The following is a 16,383-nucleotide window of genomic DNA, read 5'->3' on the forward strand; positions in this document are numbered from 1 at the left end:
ATTTTTATAGTTTTTGTGTAGGGTCTGCCCCTCTAGATTTGTCGTGGGCGCTTATTGGGATTACGAAGGGGCTTAGGGACATTGGGTCTTCGATTACTACGCTGTCGATGCCGTATATTTGCTTGACGGAATCGGTGGTGATGATTTCGTTTGGGGTGCCTTCGGCTAAAAGCTTTCCGTTTTTCATTGCGAAAATGTAGTCGGCATATTTTGAGGATAGGTTTATGTCGTGGAGAACCATTACGATGGTGGTTTTCTTTGTGCGGTTAAGCTCCTTTAGAAGGTCCAGGATTTCTATTTGGTAGGCGATATCTAGGTATGTGGTAGGTTCGTCTAGAAATAGAATGTCGGTTTGCTGGGCTAAGGCAAGGGCGATAAATACGCGTTGGCGTTGGCCACCGGATAGTTCATCTACAGTTCTGTCTGCAAGCTCTGTGATTTTCATTGCTGCCATGGCTTCGTCGATTGCTTCGTAGTCCTGGCAAGTAAGTGGCGCCATGAACTTGCGATGAGGATAGCGGCCTCTTGATACAAGCTCTGCAACCTTAATGCCTTCTGGGGCAATAAGGGATTGAGGGAGGAGTCCGATAGTTTTGGCTATGTCTTTGGTTTTTATGCAAAGAAGAGAGGTATCGTTTAATGTGACACTTCCACTGTTTGGTATTAAGAGTCTGCAGAAAGTCTTTAAAAGAGTGGATTTTCCGCTTCCGTTTGATCCGAGGATAACGCTTATTTTGTTTTCTGGAATATGGATGCTGACATCGTTTAGAATGTTGCCATTTCCATATCCAACCTTTATATTGTTGGCTTTTAAAGTGTTGTGTTCCATTAAATGTTTCCTTTCTTATTCTGAGAAATAAGCAAATATATTAGATATGGCGCACCCAGAATGCCGGTGATTACGCCAACTGGATATCTTGTGCTTAGCAGGTTTTGTCCTATAAAATCTCCCCCAAGTACAAGTATTGCTCCCACAAGTCCAGAGGAGATGATGTTGGATTGATTTCTGCCGCATATTTTTGCAGCGATGGGACCTGATAAAAATGCAATTGATGCGATCGGTCCAGAAATAGATGTAGCAAAGGCGATTAAAAGCACGGAGCAGATTATTAATGTTGTGCGCACTAAATTGATACGTACTCCAAGGATAATTGCTACCTGGTCACCTAACGCCAGTGACTGCATGCCGTGGCGAAGAGCTATTATTGATAGAAGACAAACTACAACTACTATAAATAATAGTGGAAGAGAGTCCGTTACTATTCCGTTGAGATTTCCTGTCATCCATCTCATTGCTGTAGGCACGTCGTATTCAGCAGCTTTCATTACCATCCAATTAACCATGGCTGTAAAAAAGGCCTGAAATCCTATTCCTACAAGAACAAGTCTGCTAGTTGAAAAGCTTCCTACGTAAGAGATTCTGTAAATCAATATGGCCACCAATATTCCCGCAAATACTGAAATGATAGAAACGATATTTCTATTTAAATTAAGGAAAAGAATGCAGTATACTGCGGCGGCTGTGGAACCTGATGAAACTCCGATGATATCTGGGCTTGCCAATGGATTGTTTAATAGAGTTTGGAATATATTGCCTGCAACGCCAAAAGCAATTCCGCAAAGTATAGCGGTAATTGTTCTAGGTAATCTCAGTTTTGCAATAATATATGAACCTTCATCACTGAGTCCAAGGATAGTTTTTATTACCTGATCTAGAGAATAATTCTTTTCACCAATGGATAGATTACAAAAGGCTAGTACCAATGTAATGGCAAATAGAATACAAAGGATAAATATGTATTTTCTTCGTCGCTTTATCATAGACTTTGTACCTTGGCCTTTCTGATAATAAATATGAAAATGGGTGCACCGATTAATGCAGTCATAATTCCAGATTCCAGTTCTCCTGGACGACCAAGAATTCTTCCGAGCACGTCTGAAATGATAAGTACTGAGCTTCCGTAAATGCCGCTGCATATAATAAGTGGAATATGATTACTTCCTACAATCATGCGAATAAAATGGGGAACCATTAAACCTATAAAGCTTATTGGACCTGCCAATGCTGTGGTAGTTGCACATAAAAGAACACCACAAATAGCGGCAATTGCCCGGGTTCTATTAACATTGAGGCCAAGGGCGATGGCTGTTTCCTCGGATAATAGTAGAGTATTTAAATTGCCGGAAAAGCATAAGCTTACTATTATTGCAAGAATGGTGATAGGAAGAATAAGTTTGATGTCATCATAATTAGTTCCACCTATGCTTCCTATTTGCCAAAATCTGTATGTAGTCATTACGCTGGAATCTGGCATAACTATAAGGCTGATGATTGAAGATAAAGCGATGCTTGTTGCAGAGCCTGAAATAGCAAGCTTTATAGGGGTTGGTCCACCATAGCCTACAGATGCAAGCTTGTACACTATTAGTGCTGTAAGCATTGCTCCAGCAAAAGAAAGTCCAATGTAGGAAATCTTTGACTGGATGTTAAAAAATGCAATGCCTGCAACTATAAATAAAGAAGCACCTGCATTTACGCCTAAAATACTAGGGTCTGCTATAGGATTTCTTGTAATAGACTGCATTAATACACCGGAAATGCTTAAAGAAGCTCCAGCAATGATTCCAAATAGGGTTCTGGGAATTCGCGTTTGAACAATATTTACTTCATACACATCGGTATTGCGTCCTAAAACTGCATCCCAAACATGGGATAAACCTACGGACTTTGTGCCGTAGGTTATAGAAAGTGCTATCGCAATAAATAGGATTACAATACCTAAAACAGTTATTGATATAGCTTTATTTTTATTCATTAATATTATTTGCTGCCTCACTTAATAATGAAAGATAATCATCGATTGCATATGGTATAGAAAGAATTGATGGAGTAGTTGCTGCTGCAAGAGCGCTATTTGAATCAAGTAATACAACAGCACCATTTTTTACTGCTGGAATCTGACTCATAAGAGCGTCAGCCTGCATTGCCTCAAGAAGACCTTCATCTCCATAAACAATCATAATATCTACATCATTCAATAAATCGCTGTTCTCGCGTGAGATAGTTACAGAAAAGTCTTCACTTGTCTCAGCAAGAGAAAGGATACTTTCAGGTGTTTCTAAGCCTAAGTCGTTAAGATATGATGCTCTAGGATCATTTGGAAGATAAGCATAGAATGTGCTCATATCATCCTGTGAAATCCAGAAGAAGCCTGCTGTTTTTCCTTCAAGCTCTGGATACTGCTCAAGCTTTTCTGATATTAAAGCATCTGTTTCTTCAACAAGTTTTTCACCATCAGCCTTCATACCGATAGCTGTTGCATTTACAATAGTTTGATCTCTCCAGTTTGTTTTCCATGCAGTTTCGATGTAAGGAACTACAGGGGCAATCTCTGAAAGGAGATTGTATTCTTCCTCAGTAAAGCCTGAGTAAGAAGCAATGATAACGTCTGGTTCAGCTGCTGCAATAGCTTCATAATCCCAGCCTGTTTCATCGTCAAATACATTAGGATTTGTTTCACCTAATTCAGCAAAGGCCTCATCTGTCCAAAGGTGAAGTTTGTTGTCTGTCATAAGACCATAGTTTGCTGCAGAAACACCAACTGGAACGACACCGAGAGCTAATATTGCATCCTGATTAGCCCAAGAAAGTGTAACGACTCTTTCTGGCTTTGATTCAATAGTTGTTTCACCGAATGCATGCTCAATTGTGATTGGGAAAGCTGAGTCATCCCCAGTTACTTCAGTGTTTGCTGAGTCAGCAGAACCTGTATCTGAAGTTGTAGCTGTATCAGTGCTGCCACATCCTACAAGAGCAGTGCTAAATACAGAAACAGCTGCTATAAGTGATAATAATTTTTTTCTCATAATAAAAAATCCTCCTGTTGTAAATTGAGAAGAGTTAGCGAAAACTAACTGCGTGCTACTATATCACGTGCGAATTAGTTTTGTCAAACTAAAATTCGATTATGATAATATTTATCAGTACAGACTAATTTTTCACCCAATTGTATGCATAAATAGTTTGTGGTATAATTGAACACCGCAAGATTAAGATTATATACGGAGGACGAGATGAAAGAGATTCTTGGACAAATAAAAGAAGTCGTCATCGCCGGTTTTAAAGCAGCTGGTTACGATGAAAAATATGCAATGGTAACACTTTCAAACAGACCTGACCTTTGCCAGTTTCAGTGTAATGGAGCAATGGCAGCAGCAAAGGAGTACAAAAAGGCTCCTATTGCAATCGCTAACGAGGTAGTTGAAAAGTTAGCTGATAATGCAATGTTTTCTAAGTGCGAGGCATGTCCTCCAGGATTTATAAATATGAACCTTTCTGATGAGTTTATTGCTGCATTTGTTAGTGGCATGGCATCAGATACAGAGCGTTTTGGTGTTGATAAGGTAGCTACACCAAAGAAGGTTATGATTGATTACGGCGGACCAAACGTTGCTAAGCCACTTCACGTTGGTCACCTTCGTTCAGCAATTATCGGTGAGTCAATTAAGCGTACAGCTCGTTTTATGGGTGATGAAGTTTACGGTGACGTTCATCTTGGAGACTGGGGTCTTCAGATGGGACTTATCATCACAGAATTAAAGCTTCGCAAGCCAGAGCTTGTATATTTTGATGAAAGCTTCGAGGGAGAGTATCCTACAGAAGCACCTTTCACTATTTCAGAGCTTGAGGAGATTTATCCATGTGCATCTGGAAAGTCAAAGGAAGATCCAGCATACAAAGAGGCTGCTATGACAGCTACATATGAGCTTCAGCATGGCAGAAGAGGATATCAGGCACTTCTTTCTCACATTCTTAATGTTTCAGTTACAGACCTTAAGAGAAACTATGAAAAGCTTGATGTTACATTTGACCTTTGGAAGGGCGAAAGCGATGCGCAGCCTTACATCCCTGATATGGTTCAGAAGATGAAGGATGATGGCTTTGCTTATATTTCAGAGGGCGCTTTAGTAGTAGACGTTAAAGAAGAAACAGATACAAAAGAGGTTCCACCATGTATGATTCTTAAATCAGATGGTGCATCTCTTTACAATACAACAGACCTTGCAACAATGGTATGGCGTATGAAGGACTACAATCCAGATTCAATCATCTATGTTGTAGATAAGCGTCAGGAGCTTTACTTCACACAGGTATTCCGTTGCGCAAAGAAGACAGGCATTGTTCCAGCAGATAAAAACCTTTATTTCGTAGGTTTTGGTACAATGAACGGCAAGGACGGTAAGCCATTCAAGACACGTCAGGGTGGTGTTATGAGACTTGAGTATCTCCTTCAGGAAGTAGAAGAGAAGATGCTTGAGAAGATTAAAGAGAATGGTACAATGGATGATGAACAGGCAGCAAAGACAGCATCAGTTGTAGCTCTTTCTGCTGTTAAATATGGTGACCTTTCAAACCAGGCTTCAAAGGATTACATCTTTGATATCGACAGATTCACATCTGCTGAGGGTAACACAGGCCCATATATCCTTTACACAATCGTTCGTTGCAAGTCTATTCTTGCTAAGGCAGGAGTGGACAGTGTTGATGGCGATATCTTGCCAGCTCACTCAGAGTCAGAGAGAGGCTTACAGCTTGAGCTTACAAAGTTCATGGCAGCCCTTACATCTGCTTACGAGGATATGGCACCACACAAGATTTGTGCATACATCTATGATTTAGCTAATGCATTCAATAGATTCTATCACGATACAAAGATTTTAGCTGAGGAGGATGCAGCTGTTAAGGCTAGCTATCTCAAGCTTCTCATGCTTACAAGAGGAGTTCTTGAGAAGTCAATCGATCTTCTTGGCTTCAAAGCACCGGAGCGTATGTAATGTCTGATCAAACATTTTTACCAATTGATTTCGTTAATCGCATGGAGCAGGACTTAGGTCCTGACTTCCATGCGTTTTTACGTTCTTATGATGAGAACAAAATATCGGCCCTTAGATTTAATCCAATAAAGGCAGACGATGCAGCAAAGGCTACCATTAATCATATGCTGACAGGCTCAGTAGATTGGAGTCCGAATGGATACTATTATGATGAGGACCAAAGACCAGGTCTTCATCCTTATCATAGTGCTGGAGTTTACTATATTCAGGATGCTTCTGCACAGCTTCCAGTAGAGATGCTTTCGCCAAATCCAGGGGATTTCTGCCTGGATTTGTGTGCTGCGCCTGGTGGTAAATCTACCCAGATTGCAGGATATCTCGACGGACAGGGGATTCTTGTTTCCAACGAGCCTATGAAAAATCGTGCAAAGATTCTTTCTGAAAATGTTGAGCGTCTCGGCATCAAAAACTGCATTGTTACATCTGAATATCCAGACAAGCTGGCAGAGCGTTTTGTGGAATACTTCGACAAGATTATGGTGGATGCACCTTGTTCCGGAGAGGGCATGTTTAGAAAGAATCATGATGCTTGTAGCGAATGGTCGCTGGAGTCTGTTGAAATGTGTGCTGCAAGACAGGCAGAGATTCTAGATAGAGCGTACGAGATGCTTATCCCTGGTGGAAGGATGTGCTATAGCACATGTACTTTTGCCAGATTAGAGGATGAAGAAGCTGTTGCGGCTTTCATTTCAAGACATCCAGACATGAAGCTAATCAAGGAACAGCGTTTATGGCCACATCAGGTAAAGGGAGAGGGGCATTATGCAGCCTTACTTGAAAAGGCAGATGCTGATAATCGATATGAAGAATGTAAAGATAATAGAGAAACCTATTCCTTAAAGAAAATTAATGATAAAATATTAAATGACTATTTAATATTCATTAAAGAGACTATGACAAATCCAAAGGAGTGGAGAGGCAACCTGCTATTACTTAACGATTTGCTTTATATGTTGCCAGAGGACTGTCCGGATTTTGATGGTCTTCATGTATTAAGAGGAGGCTTGTTCTTAGGTACATTAAAAAAGAACCGCTTCGAGCCAAGCCATGCTCTGGCTTTGGCACTTAAGCCATCAGAGGTGACTAACAGTCATAACTTATCATCAGATAGTGCCGAAATCGATGCATATCTTACAGGTCAATCTATCAGATGCGATGTAAAGGATGGATGGACTCTTATTACAGTTGATGGATATTCAATTGGGTGGGGAAAGGCTGTAAAAGGCCAAATCAAAAATCATTATCCGAAAGGACTTCGTAGGTATGATACATAAAATATACATGCACAAACAGGATATTTATGAGTATGTAATGTTTACAATAGCAGCTGCTGTTATGGTTATTGGAATTTACTTTTTTAAATTCCCAAATCATTTTTCATTTGGTGGTGTCAGCGGTATTTCTATTGTGCTGGCTGCACTATTGCCACATACTCCAGGAAATATCAACCTGGTTATTAATATCTTTTTGTTAGTGCTTGGATTCTTTGTTTTCGGAAAAGAATTTGGAATCAAAACAACATACATCACTTTGCTTGTTTCTATAGGACCAAGCCTTCTTGAAAAGATTCATCCAATGGATGGCCCACTTACTGACGAGCCAGTATTGGAGCTTATGTTTGCAATTGCTTTGCCTGCCTTTGCATCTGCAATTTTCTTTAATTTAGGTGCATCTTCTGGTGGAACAGATATAGTTGCAATGATTCTTAAAAAATATACAAGTATTAATATAGGCACAGCATTGTTCTTATCAGATGTATTTATCGTCGTTTGTGCTTGTTTCGTATTTAATATTCAAACAGGTTTATTTTCATGTGTAGGCTTATTAGCTAAGTCTTTAGTTGTTGATGAGACAATCGAAAATATTAACCTGGTAAAATACTTTACAATCATTTGTTCAAATCCAGATCCAATTGTAAAATATATTACAGAGGAGCTTGGAAAGGGCGCCACTATATACAAAGCGGAGGGCGCTTATGGTCATCAGGAAAAGACTATCATTCTAACTATTCTTAAAAGACAGCAGGCTGTAGATCTTAAGAACTACATTAGAAGAAATCATCCTGGTGCATTTATTGCAATTACAAATAGTAGCGAGATTATAGGTAAAGGCTTTAGAGGGTATAACTAATGAATACAACATGGGGAATACTTGCACATGTTGATGCAGGTAAGACAACATTATCGGAGGCGGTTCTTTACAACGCAGGAGTTTTGGCGTCCACCGGTCGAGTAGACAAGGGGGACGCCTTTTTAGATACTGATCAGCAGGAGAAGAATAGAGGGATAACTATCTTTTCAAAGCCTGCTGTTTTTGACGTGGAAGGGGGAAGTATTACACTTCTTGACACTCCAGGTCACGTGGATTTTGCAACTGAAACTGAGCGTGCTATTTGGGCGCTGGATTTTGCAATTCTTCTTGTAAGCGGCACCGATGGTGTTCAGGCACATACAAAGACTCTCTTTGATTTACTTTCTAAAAACAAAGTTCCAACAATCATTTTTATTAACAAGATGGATATGCCTTCTGTGGAGGCAGATTCTCTACTTCCTAATCTCAAAGAAAAGCTTAGTGGCAACTGCGTTCTTCTTTCAAATCACGAGGATATTGCTGCAGAAGATGAAGGGGCAATGGAAGAGTTTTTTGAGACAGGTGAGCTTTCTGATTATCGTATTTACGATATGATTATATCAAGGAAAATCTTCCCTGTTTTAACTGGTTCAGCCCTTAAGGATTCAGGCGTAAAAGAGCTTCTGGATTTTATGAAAAAGCTAAGTGAGTATTCAGGAGAGAAAAAGGAAAAGGGAACTGAATTTGGTGCAAGAATATATAAAATCGAAAGTCTTGCACGAGATACAAGACTTACCTTTGCCAAGATTACTTCTGGAAGCTTAAAGGTTAAGAATACACTTCCAAATGGTGAGAAGGTTGACCAGATAAGGCTTTATTCCGGGGCTAAGTACACTCAGATAGATGAGGCAAAGGCTGGTGATGTGGTTGCATTAATCGGCCCTAAGGCTACATTTGCCGGCGAAGGAATGGGAGTGGAGGATAATAGGCCAGAGCTCACCTTAAATCCAGTATTGAAATATACACTTAATTTCACAGATGATACTGTGCCTCGTCTTGCATATCCAAAGCTTAGTGCATTTAACGATGAGGACCCATCTCTTAATGTTAGCTGGAATGATAAGCTGGAGGAGATAACCTTCAATTTGATGGGGGAAGTTCAAACAGAAATCATTCTCACTAGAATAGAAAATGAGCTTGGCATCAAGGGCGAGTTTGTTGAATCAGGCGTGTTATACAAGGAGACTGTTGCAGATAAGGTGGAAGGTGTAGGACATTTTGAGCCACTTCGTCATTATGCAGAGGCCCATATTTTGATGGAACCTTTAGAGCCAGGCAGTGGTATTCAGGTGGATGCAGATGTTTCTACTGATGATCTGGCGCTTAATTGGCAAAGACTTATAACTACCCATATTCTTGAAAAGGAACATTTGGGTGTATCAATTGGGGCGCCGCTTACAGATGTAAAGTTTACAGTTGTTGGTGGTAGAGCCCATATCAAACATACCGAAGGTGGAGATTTTAGAGAGGCCACCTATCGAGCAATCAGACAGGGCCTTATGGAGGTTGGAACAACCATCCTGGAGCCATATTTTAATTTTGAAATCAGCGTTCCTTCAGAACAAATCGGAAGAGTAATGACCGATGTGGAAAATATGAAGGGTTCCTTTGAGGTGCCAGAGGATAATGGTGGTCTTAGCATTATCAGAGGAAATGCACCAGCATCTCAGATTAGAAACTATCAGTCTGTTCTTGTGACATTTACAAAAGGACAAGGTCACATCAACCTTACATTTGCCGGATATTCAGCATGCAAAAATCCAGATGAGGTAATGGAAGCCTACGGATATGATCCAGAAGCAGATATAGATAATCCGGCTTCTTCTGTATTTTGCTCCCACGGGGCAGCTGAAGTTGTTCCATGGTATGAGGTGAAGGATAGATGCCATGTACCTTGCAGACAGGAAAAAAACAACTCAGCCCAAGATGATGAAATTCCTATTAATTCTAAGCGAATGAATCACAGCGAAGACGAATGGCTTGATCCAGATGAAATAGACAAAATACTTCAGCTCGCCACCCACAGTAATCAGGGTAAAAATCCTAAAAAGGGTTGGCACTATGGAGAAAGCACAAGACCAAGAAGAGTTGATTCAGATTACGTATACAAAGCGCCCAAGGAGATAAAGGCCAGGGACAAGTATCTTCTTGTAGATGGATACAATCTTATCTACGCTTGGCCGGAATTAAAGGAAGTGCTTGATGTCAATTTGGACGGAGCACGAGGAAAGCTACTTGATATCCTTAGCAATTACAAAGCGATGACAGACTACAATGTAATTGCAGTTTTTGATGCCTACAGAGTGAAAGGACATGAGGTGACAGCATCTGATTATTTGAACATTCATCAGGTGTTTACAGCAGAGGCTCAGACCGCCGATGCATACATAGAGAGATTCACCCATGAACATGGTAAAAAATACGATATCACAGTTGTAACCTCTGATGGCTTAGAGCAGGTAATTATCAGAGGCGCAGGGGCAAGGTTGATATCTTCTCGAGAGTTTATAGAAGAGGTGGAAAGAAAAGCTAGAGAGCTCCGAGAAAACTATGACATAAAATAATAGTTTACAAGAGGAATAAGTACCATTTTTAACAATTAATTCATATTCTTTATTTATAATCGTTGTATTGATGAGGCATAAGTATCTAGACTATCAGTTGAAGGGGGTAAAAATGACTAGATATCAGTTTCAGGATAGAGAGAGAAAGGCACTTGAGAAACTTAATATTCCTCTTGTAATCTACCAGCTTATAGATAAAAGAGTTGTGACAATTCTTGTAACAGATGGAATGTGTAAGCTTATGGGAGATTCCCGAGAAAATATTACCAAGTTATTCGACGAAGATATGTATCGGGATACACATCCAGATGATAAGGCAAGGGTTGCAGATGCCGCATTGAAATTCGCCATGGGCGGAGATAATTTCGATTGTGTTTACAGAACACTATCACATGTCATCAATGATTATGTAATTATACATTCTCACGGTGAGCATTTCGTAACAGAGGATGGGACTATGCTTTCCAGTACCATATATATGGTGGAAGGCATGGGCGAAGATTTTGAAAATCCCCTTACAGAAAAACTGGCTTCTAATTTCAGAGACATGATGTCAAAGGAAAGTCTGATAAGAGATAATTTTTATGATACTCTTACAGGCTTACCAAACATGTCATATTTTCTTGCTTTGGCAGATGCAGGAAAGCAGGCAATAATAGATGAGGGCAAAACTCCTGGTATAGTTTTCTTTGACTTTACCGGTATGAAATATTTCAACGAGAAGTTTGGACTCAAGGAGGGGGACAACCTACTAAGTGCATTTGGTGATATTTTAAGAAAGTATTTCTCAAATGAAAATTGTGGAAGAATGGGTTCTGACCATTTTGCTGTGTTTACACAGATGGAAGAAATTGAAGCTACACTTCAGAACATTTTCAAAGATATGAAGCGGGCAAATGATGGCAAAACCTTGCCTGTCCATGTAGGTATTTACTCCATGGCATTTGAGGATGTTCCAGCCAGCAGCGCTTGTGACAGAGCAAAGATTGTAAGCGACAAGGAAAAAGGGGCTTACCTTTCAAAGTACGCTTTTTACGATGAGAACACACATGTTGTTGCTTCTCACTATGAATATGTAATTAATACCTTTGAAAAGGCTATAAGAGAAGGATGGATTCAGCCATATTATCAGCAGATTATGAGATCTGTAAATGGCAGAGTTTGTGACGAGGAAGCCTTGGCGCGCTGGATTGATCCAGCTAGAGGAATTATTCCACCTAATCATTTTATTTATGTTCTGGAAGATGCAAAGCTTATTCATAAACTTGATTTATACATATTGGAATGCGTATTAAGAGATTTGGAAGATGTTGTTAAGAAGGGCTTCCAGATAGTTCCTGTTTCTATCAATCTCTCTAAGTATGATTTTGAATTATGCGATATTGTAGATGAAATAACAAAGAGAGTAGAAGCTTCAACTATTTCTTCAGAGATGATTACCATAGAAATTACAGAGAGCGTCTCTACATTGGACGAGGAATTCGTTTCTGATCAGATTAGAAGATTCCACGATGCAGGTTTCAAGGTTTGGATGGATGATTTCGGTAGCGGATATTCATCCTTAAATATGTTGCAAAAATTTGATTTTGATTTAATCAAGCTAGATATGCGTTTTATGCGTGAGTTTGGTATGTCCAAGAAAAATCATGTCATAGTAAAAGAGCTTATCCAAATGATTACAAAGCTTGGTATTGATACAATTGTAGAAGGTGTCGAGACAATAGAGCAGGTTAAATTTTTGCGAGAAGTGGGATGCAGCAAGATGCAGGGATTTTACTTTGCAAAGCCAATTCCGCTTGATGAATGGTATACGATTTATGGCGCCAGAGTTGGCAATGTCATAGAAGTATTTGAGGAAAGCGATTACTATGCAACAGTTGGTAAAGTCAATATTGTAGAACCAGTTGTCAATGACGATTACAACTGGGATAGTAATGAGTTTTTTGGTCAGATTCCTACCGGTGTAGTAGAAATAAGAGAGGATAGCACTTATATTCTTAGATACAACCGCAACTTTGCAAAGTTCCTTATGAAGACAGGATATCTTGATGAAGTGGATTTAGGAAATGCTATGATTCAGCAGAAAAAGGAACCAACAAAGGATTTTATGGATGCAGTGGAAAGATGCAATAATATCGACAAGTGGGTTCATGTAGAAAATATGCAGGATGAGGATTATTACTCTAGCTTCTTTATCAGAAAAATAGCAGTCAACCCACTACACGGTTATAAGGCTTATGAAGTAGCTATTTTATCAATCGCAAAGGACTGATGAAGGTTTGACACTCCAATATAAATGTGGTATTTTCTTTAAGAAATTTATATCGTTCATAGGATTTAGGTGCCCATAGTATTTAGGTACGTATGGGTGAAAAGGGAATCTGGTGAGAATCCAGAGCGAAGCCGTCACTGTGTTAGGGAGTTCGCTTTCATATCACTGAGTATTCTTGGGAAGAGAAAGCGTGCGATGATCAAAGTCAGGAGACCTGCCTATTTCTTGTAATTATGATTTGCGGGACTCGAATCATTATTCGCATGAATCCGAGAGGCTAATTGCCTCATGTTTTTGTGTTTAGATTGATTGAGGCTGCTTTATGCAGCCTTTTAATTTTGTGAGTTCCTAAATATATACATGAACGGTTTTATAGGAGGAAATCATGAAAAAGAGAAGTTTACAGATTTTAGCACTTTTCATGTCAGCAGCATTTGTATTTGCAGCTTGTGGTAAGACTGCTGATGTAGCTGAAACTACAGAAGAAAGTGTAGAAACAGAGGAGGTTGACGATCAGGCTGCAGCAGATAACGTAGCAGCACTTATCGATGCAATCTACGTTCAGGAAAGAACAGATGAGACAGATGCACAGTGTGCAGCTGCAAAGGAAGCTTGGGATGCTCTTACAGATGCTCAGAAGGAGCTTGTAGAAGGTGAGTATGCAGACCCAGATTACTTTGGTAGAGATACAGGTGATGCTTCTAAGGATGATCCATTAAACCAGGATGATATTGGTGAGAATGAAATCCTTGTAGTAAGCTTTGGTACTTCATTTAATGATAGCCGTGTTGCTGATATTGGTGGAGTTGAAAAGGCTATCGCAGCAGCATATCCTGACTGGTCAGTAAGACGTGCATTTACAGCACAGATCATTATCAACCACATTCAGGCTCGCGATAATGAAAAGATAGATAATGTAGAGCAGGCTCTTGAAAGAGCAGTTGCAAATGGTGTTAAGAACCTTGTTGTTCAACCAACACATTTGATGCACGGCGCTGAGTATGATGAATTGACAGCAGCAGTTGAAGAATATGCTGATAAGTTTGAATCTGTAAAGATTGCTGAGCCACTTCTTGGTGAAGTTGGAGCAGACGCTACAGAAGTAAATGCTGATAAGGAAACAGTTGCAAAGGCTATTACAGCTGAGGCAGTTGCTACAGCAGGTTTTGACAGCCTCGAAGCAGCAGCTGAAGATTCTACAGCATTTGTATTTATGGGACATGGTACAAGCCACACTGCAAAGGTTACATACAGCCAGATGCAGACACAGATGGATAAGCTTGGCTATGAAAACGTATTTATCGGTACTGTAGAGGGTGAGCCAGAAGAGACTTCTTGCGAGAACATTATTGCTGCAGTTAAGGAAGCTGGTTACACAAAGGTAGTTCTTCGTCCACTTATGGTTGTTGCTGGTGATCATGCAAACAACGATATGGCTGGTGATGATGAGGATTCATGGAAGTCAATGTTTGAGGCAGATGGTTCATTTGAATCAATCGATTGCCAGATTGCAGGACTTGGTGAAATTGCAGATGTTCAGGCTATCTACGTTCAGCACACATCTGATGCAACAGGTGTTGAGCCAGTAGAGTCTGCAAATACAGATGAGCTTAAGGACGGCGAGACATATCTTGCTGACTTCACAACAGACAGCAGCATGTTTCATGTAAATGAAGCAGAAAATGGTAAGGGTGAGCTTACTGTTAAGAATGGTAAGATGTCTATCCACGTATCATTAGTTTCAAAGAAAATTGTAAATCTTTATGTTGGTACAGCTGCAGATGCAGAAAATGATGAAGCTAACTGGCTTCAGCCAACAGAGGATGAGGTAACATATTCAGATGGAACAACAGAGACTGTTTACGGTTTCGATATTCCTGTAGAAGCATTAGATAAGGAATTTGATTTAGCTATTTTAGGCGAAAAGGGAACATGGTATGACCACAAGGTTTCAGTTTCAAACCCTGAATTAGCAGAATAATAATTTATGAAAAAGAAATTCATTTTTGCTGCAGTGCTGGCTATTAATTTAACAGCCTGCAGCTTTTTTAATAGTAACGAAATAGAAAATACAACAAATGAGATTACAGATGGTGAGTATAGCTGTAATGTTACTCTTACCGGCGGAAGCGGAAAAGCTACTGTAGAATCTCCTGCCACAGTTTTAGTGGAGGGAGAGGAAAAGACTGTTCAGCTTGTATGGTCAAGCTCTCACTATGACTACATGCTGGTTGATGATGTCAAATACGATAATGAAGCAGCAGTAGATGAGAACTCCGTATTTACGATACCATTTTCGGAGTTTGATGAGCCTTTTATTGTAATCGGTGACACTACAGCTATGAGCACTCCTCATGAGATAGAGTATGAATTGACTGTTTATGCTCCAGGTGAAGAGGTGGAAAGTGGAACAAAAGAATCTACAGCTACAAAAGCAGATTCGGATGATTCCTATAGCTTAGGTAATCTTAAATTCAAAGAATCATTAGCACTAGAATACGCTAAGGATTTTACTGTTGATTATTATACCGATGATAACAATGCAGAGTATGCATTTATAACTATTACAGGAGCAAGTGCTAATCAGTATTTCTTGAGACCACTGGAAGGCTCTGATATGAATCTAGATGGGTTATCAGATAACATCCAGGTTCTTTCTGATATTGATAAAACATATCTTGTTTCCACATCGGTAATGGATTTGATAGTTAATACAGACAGCCTTGATAGCATTAAGTTTTCTGGCACTGATTCAAAAGATTGGTACATAGATGAGGCTGCGTCTGCTATTAAAGCAGGGGATATTTTATATGCAGGAAAGTATTCTGCTCCTGATTATGAATTACTTGTATCAGATGGTTGCAATTTTGCCATAGAAAACACCATGATCTACCACAATCCAGAAGTGAAGGAAAAGCTTGAAAGTCTGGGGATCCCAGTGATGGTCGAGACTTCAAGCTACGAGACATCTCCTTTAGGAAGACTTGAGTGGATAAAGCTGTATGGAGTATTGTATGGCAAGCTTGATGCAGCAACAGAGGTATTCGATGCTCAGGTTACCCGTACAAAGGCTGTTATGGATATGGAGGAGACTGGACTTACAGTTGCATTCTTTTCAGTAAATTCCAATGGTCAGATTACAGTTAGAAAAAATGGTGATTATATTTCTTCCATGATAGATATGGCAGGTGGCACCTATGTGCCAGAGAATCTTGCTGATTCTGAAGATGCTCTATCAACTATGAAGATATCAATGGAGGATTTTTATATTGGGGCAGTAGATGCTGATATTCTTATTTATAACAGCACAATAGAGGGAGAGCTTGAAAGTGTAGATGATTTAATTGCATCTGCACCATCCTTAGCAGATTTTAAAGCCGTTAAGAATAAAAATGTTTATTGTTTAAGGGAAGGCTATTTCCAAAAGACCACAAGTGTGGCAGAATTTATAGAGGAGCTGCATTTAATACTTACAGATTCCTACAAATCGGGAGAATGTTTTTACAAACTGAAGGAGTAGCT

At 39.7% G+C, this 16,383-nt stretch carries 11 protein-coding genes and 1 riboswitch; of the genes, 7 read left to right on the forward strand and 4 right to left on the reverse strand.

The window, feature by feature from the left end; translation table 11 throughout:
- Positions 1 to 4: 4 nt before the first annotated feature.
- From T375_RS09165 to T375_RS09180, 4 genes are read right to left on the reverse strand one after another with little or no spacing between them, the layout of a single operon-like run.
- A complete protein-coding gene (locus T375_RS09165; protein WP_044937653.1) occupies positions 5 to 829 on the reverse strand; it encodes an ABC transporter ATP-binding protein in 825 nt (274 codons plus the stop codon).
- Complete coding sequence (locus tag T375_RS09170; protein ID WP_044937655.1) at positions 829 to 1,821, reverse strand: FecCD family ABC transporter permease; 993 nt, start codon at positions 1,819 to 1,821, stop codon at positions 829 to 831. The genes T375_RS09165 and T375_RS09170 overlap by 1 nt, the downstream gene beginning before the upstream one ends.
- Complete coding sequence (locus T375_RS09175; RefSeq protein WP_044937657.1) at positions 1,818 to 2,816, reverse strand: FecCD family ABC transporter permease; 999 nt, start codon at positions 2,814 to 2,816, stop codon at positions 1,818 to 1,820. The genes T375_RS09170 and T375_RS09175 overlap by 4 nt, the downstream gene beginning before the upstream one ends.
- The gene (locus tag T375_RS09180) at positions 2,809 to 3,867 is read right to left on the reverse strand and encodes an iron-siderophore ABC transporter substrate-binding protein (RefSeq protein ID WP_044937658.1); all 1,059 of its coding nucleotides are present in this window, start codon (positions 3,865 to 3,867) and stop codon (positions 2,809 to 2,811) included. The genes T375_RS09175 and T375_RS09180 overlap by 8 nt, the downstream gene beginning before the upstream one ends.
- A 207-nt stretch (positions 3,868 to 4,074) precedes the next feature.
- On the opposite strand from T375_RS09180, the gene argS reads away from it, so the two are divergent.
- From argS to T375_RS09215, 7 genes are all read left to right on the forward strand, one after another.
- On the forward strand, positions 4,075 to 5,835 hold the full coding sequence (argS, locus tag T375_RS09185) for an arginine--tRNA ligase (protein WP_044937660.1): 1,761 nt from the start codon (positions 4,075 to 4,077) through the stop codon (positions 5,833 to 5,835).
- Positions 5,835 to 7,169, forward strand: coding sequence for an RsmB/NOP family class I SAM-dependent RNA methyltransferase (locus T375_RS09190; protein ID WP_044937662.1), 1,335 nt, complete (start codon positions 5,835 to 5,837; stop codon positions 7,167 to 7,169). Before argS ends, T375_RS09190 begins: the two co-directional genes overlap by 1 nt.
- A complete protein-coding gene (locus T375_RS09195) occupies positions 7,159 to 8,025 on the forward strand; it encodes a YitT family protein (protein WP_044937665.1) in 867 nt (288 codons plus the stop codon). The genes T375_RS09190 and T375_RS09195 overlap by 11 nt, the downstream gene beginning before the upstream one ends.
- The gene (locus T375_RS09200) at positions 8,025 to 10,589 is read left to right on the forward strand and encodes a translation factor GTPase family protein (protein ID WP_049960378.1); all 2,565 of its coding nucleotides are present in this window, start codon (positions 8,025 to 8,027) and stop codon (positions 10,587 to 10,589) included. The genes T375_RS09195 and T375_RS09200 overlap by 1 nt, the downstream gene beginning before the upstream one ends.
- Before the next feature lie 112 nt (positions 10,590 to 10,701).
- Positions 10,702 to 12,861 carry an EAL domain-containing protein gene (locus T375_RS09205; protein ID WP_049960379.1) on the forward strand — a complete coding sequence of 720 codons (2,160 nt, stop codon included), beginning with the start codon at positions 10,702 to 10,704 and terminating at the stop codon, positions 12,859 to 12,861.
- A 50-nt stretch (positions 12,862 to 12,911) separates the two neighbouring features.
- A riboswitch (cobalamin riboswitch) is annotated at positions 12,912 to 13,097 on the forward strand.
- A gap of 149 nt (positions 13,098 to 13,246) precedes the next feature.
- Positions 13,247 to 14,842 (forward strand): sirohydrochlorin cobaltochelatase, encoded by a 1,596-nt coding sequence (locus T375_RS09210; protein ID WP_044937668.1) that lies wholly within the window; start codon positions 13,247 to 13,249, stop codon positions 14,840 to 14,842.
- A 6-nt stretch (positions 14,843 to 14,848) separates the two neighbouring features.
- Positions 14,849 to 16,381 carry an ABC transporter substrate-binding protein gene (locus T375_RS09215; RefSeq protein ID WP_155952491.1) on the forward strand — a complete coding sequence of 511 codons (1,533 nt, stop codon included), beginning with the start codon at positions 14,849 to 14,851 and terminating at the stop codon, positions 16,379 to 16,381.
- The last annotated feature ends 2 nt before the right edge of the window (positions 16,382 to 16,383 follow it).

Origin of the sequence: Pseudobutyrivibrio sp. LB2011, assembly GCF_000701765.1 — a bacterium.
GTDB lineage: Bacteria > Bacillota > Clostridia > Lachnospirales > Lachnospiraceae > Pseudobutyrivibrio > Pseudobutyrivibrio ruminis.

Bases quoted from the DNA above. Each gene is read 5' to 3' on its own strand.
- T375_RS09195 (WP_044937665.1), top strand. From the start codon at position 7,159: ATGATACATAAAATATACATGCACAAACAGGATATTTATGAGTATGTA.
- T375_RS09215 (WP_155952491.1), top strand. From the start codon at position 14,849: ATGAAAAAGAAATTCATTTTTGCTGCAGTGCTGGCTATTAATTTAACA.
- T375_RS09170 (WP_044937655.1), bottom strand. From the start codon at position 1,821: ATGATAAAGCGACGAAGAAAATACATATTTATCCTTTGTATTCTATTT.
- T375_RS09200 (WP_049960378.1), top strand. From the start codon at position 8,025: ATGAATACAACATGGGGAATACTTGCACATGTTGATGCAGGTAAGACA.
- T375_RS09205 (WP_049960379.1), top strand. From the start codon at position 10,702: ATGACTAGATATCAGTTTCAGGATAGAGAGAGAAAGGCACTTGAGAAA.
- argS (WP_044937660.1), top strand. From the start codon at position 4,075: ATGAAAGAGATTCTTGGACAAATAAAAGAAGTCGTCATCGCCGGTTTT.
- T375_RS09175 (WP_044937657.1), bottom strand. From the start codon at position 2,816: ATGAATAAAAATAAAGCTATATCAATAACTGTTTTAGGTATTGTAATC.
- T375_RS09190 (WP_044937662.1), top strand. From the start codon at position 5,835: ATGTCTGATCAAACATTTTTACCAATTGATTTCGTTAATCGCATGGAG.
- T375_RS09165 (WP_044937653.1), bottom strand. From the start codon at position 829: ATGGAACACAACACTTTAAAAGCCAACAATATAAAGGTTGGATATGGA.
- T375_RS09180 (WP_044937658.1), bottom strand. From the start codon at position 3,867: ATGAGAAAAAAATTATTATCACTTATAGCAGCTGTTTCTGTATTTAGC.
- T375_RS09210 (WP_044937668.1), top strand. From the start codon at position 13,247: ATGAAAAAGAGAAGTTTACAGATTTTAGCACTTTTCATGTCAGCAGCA.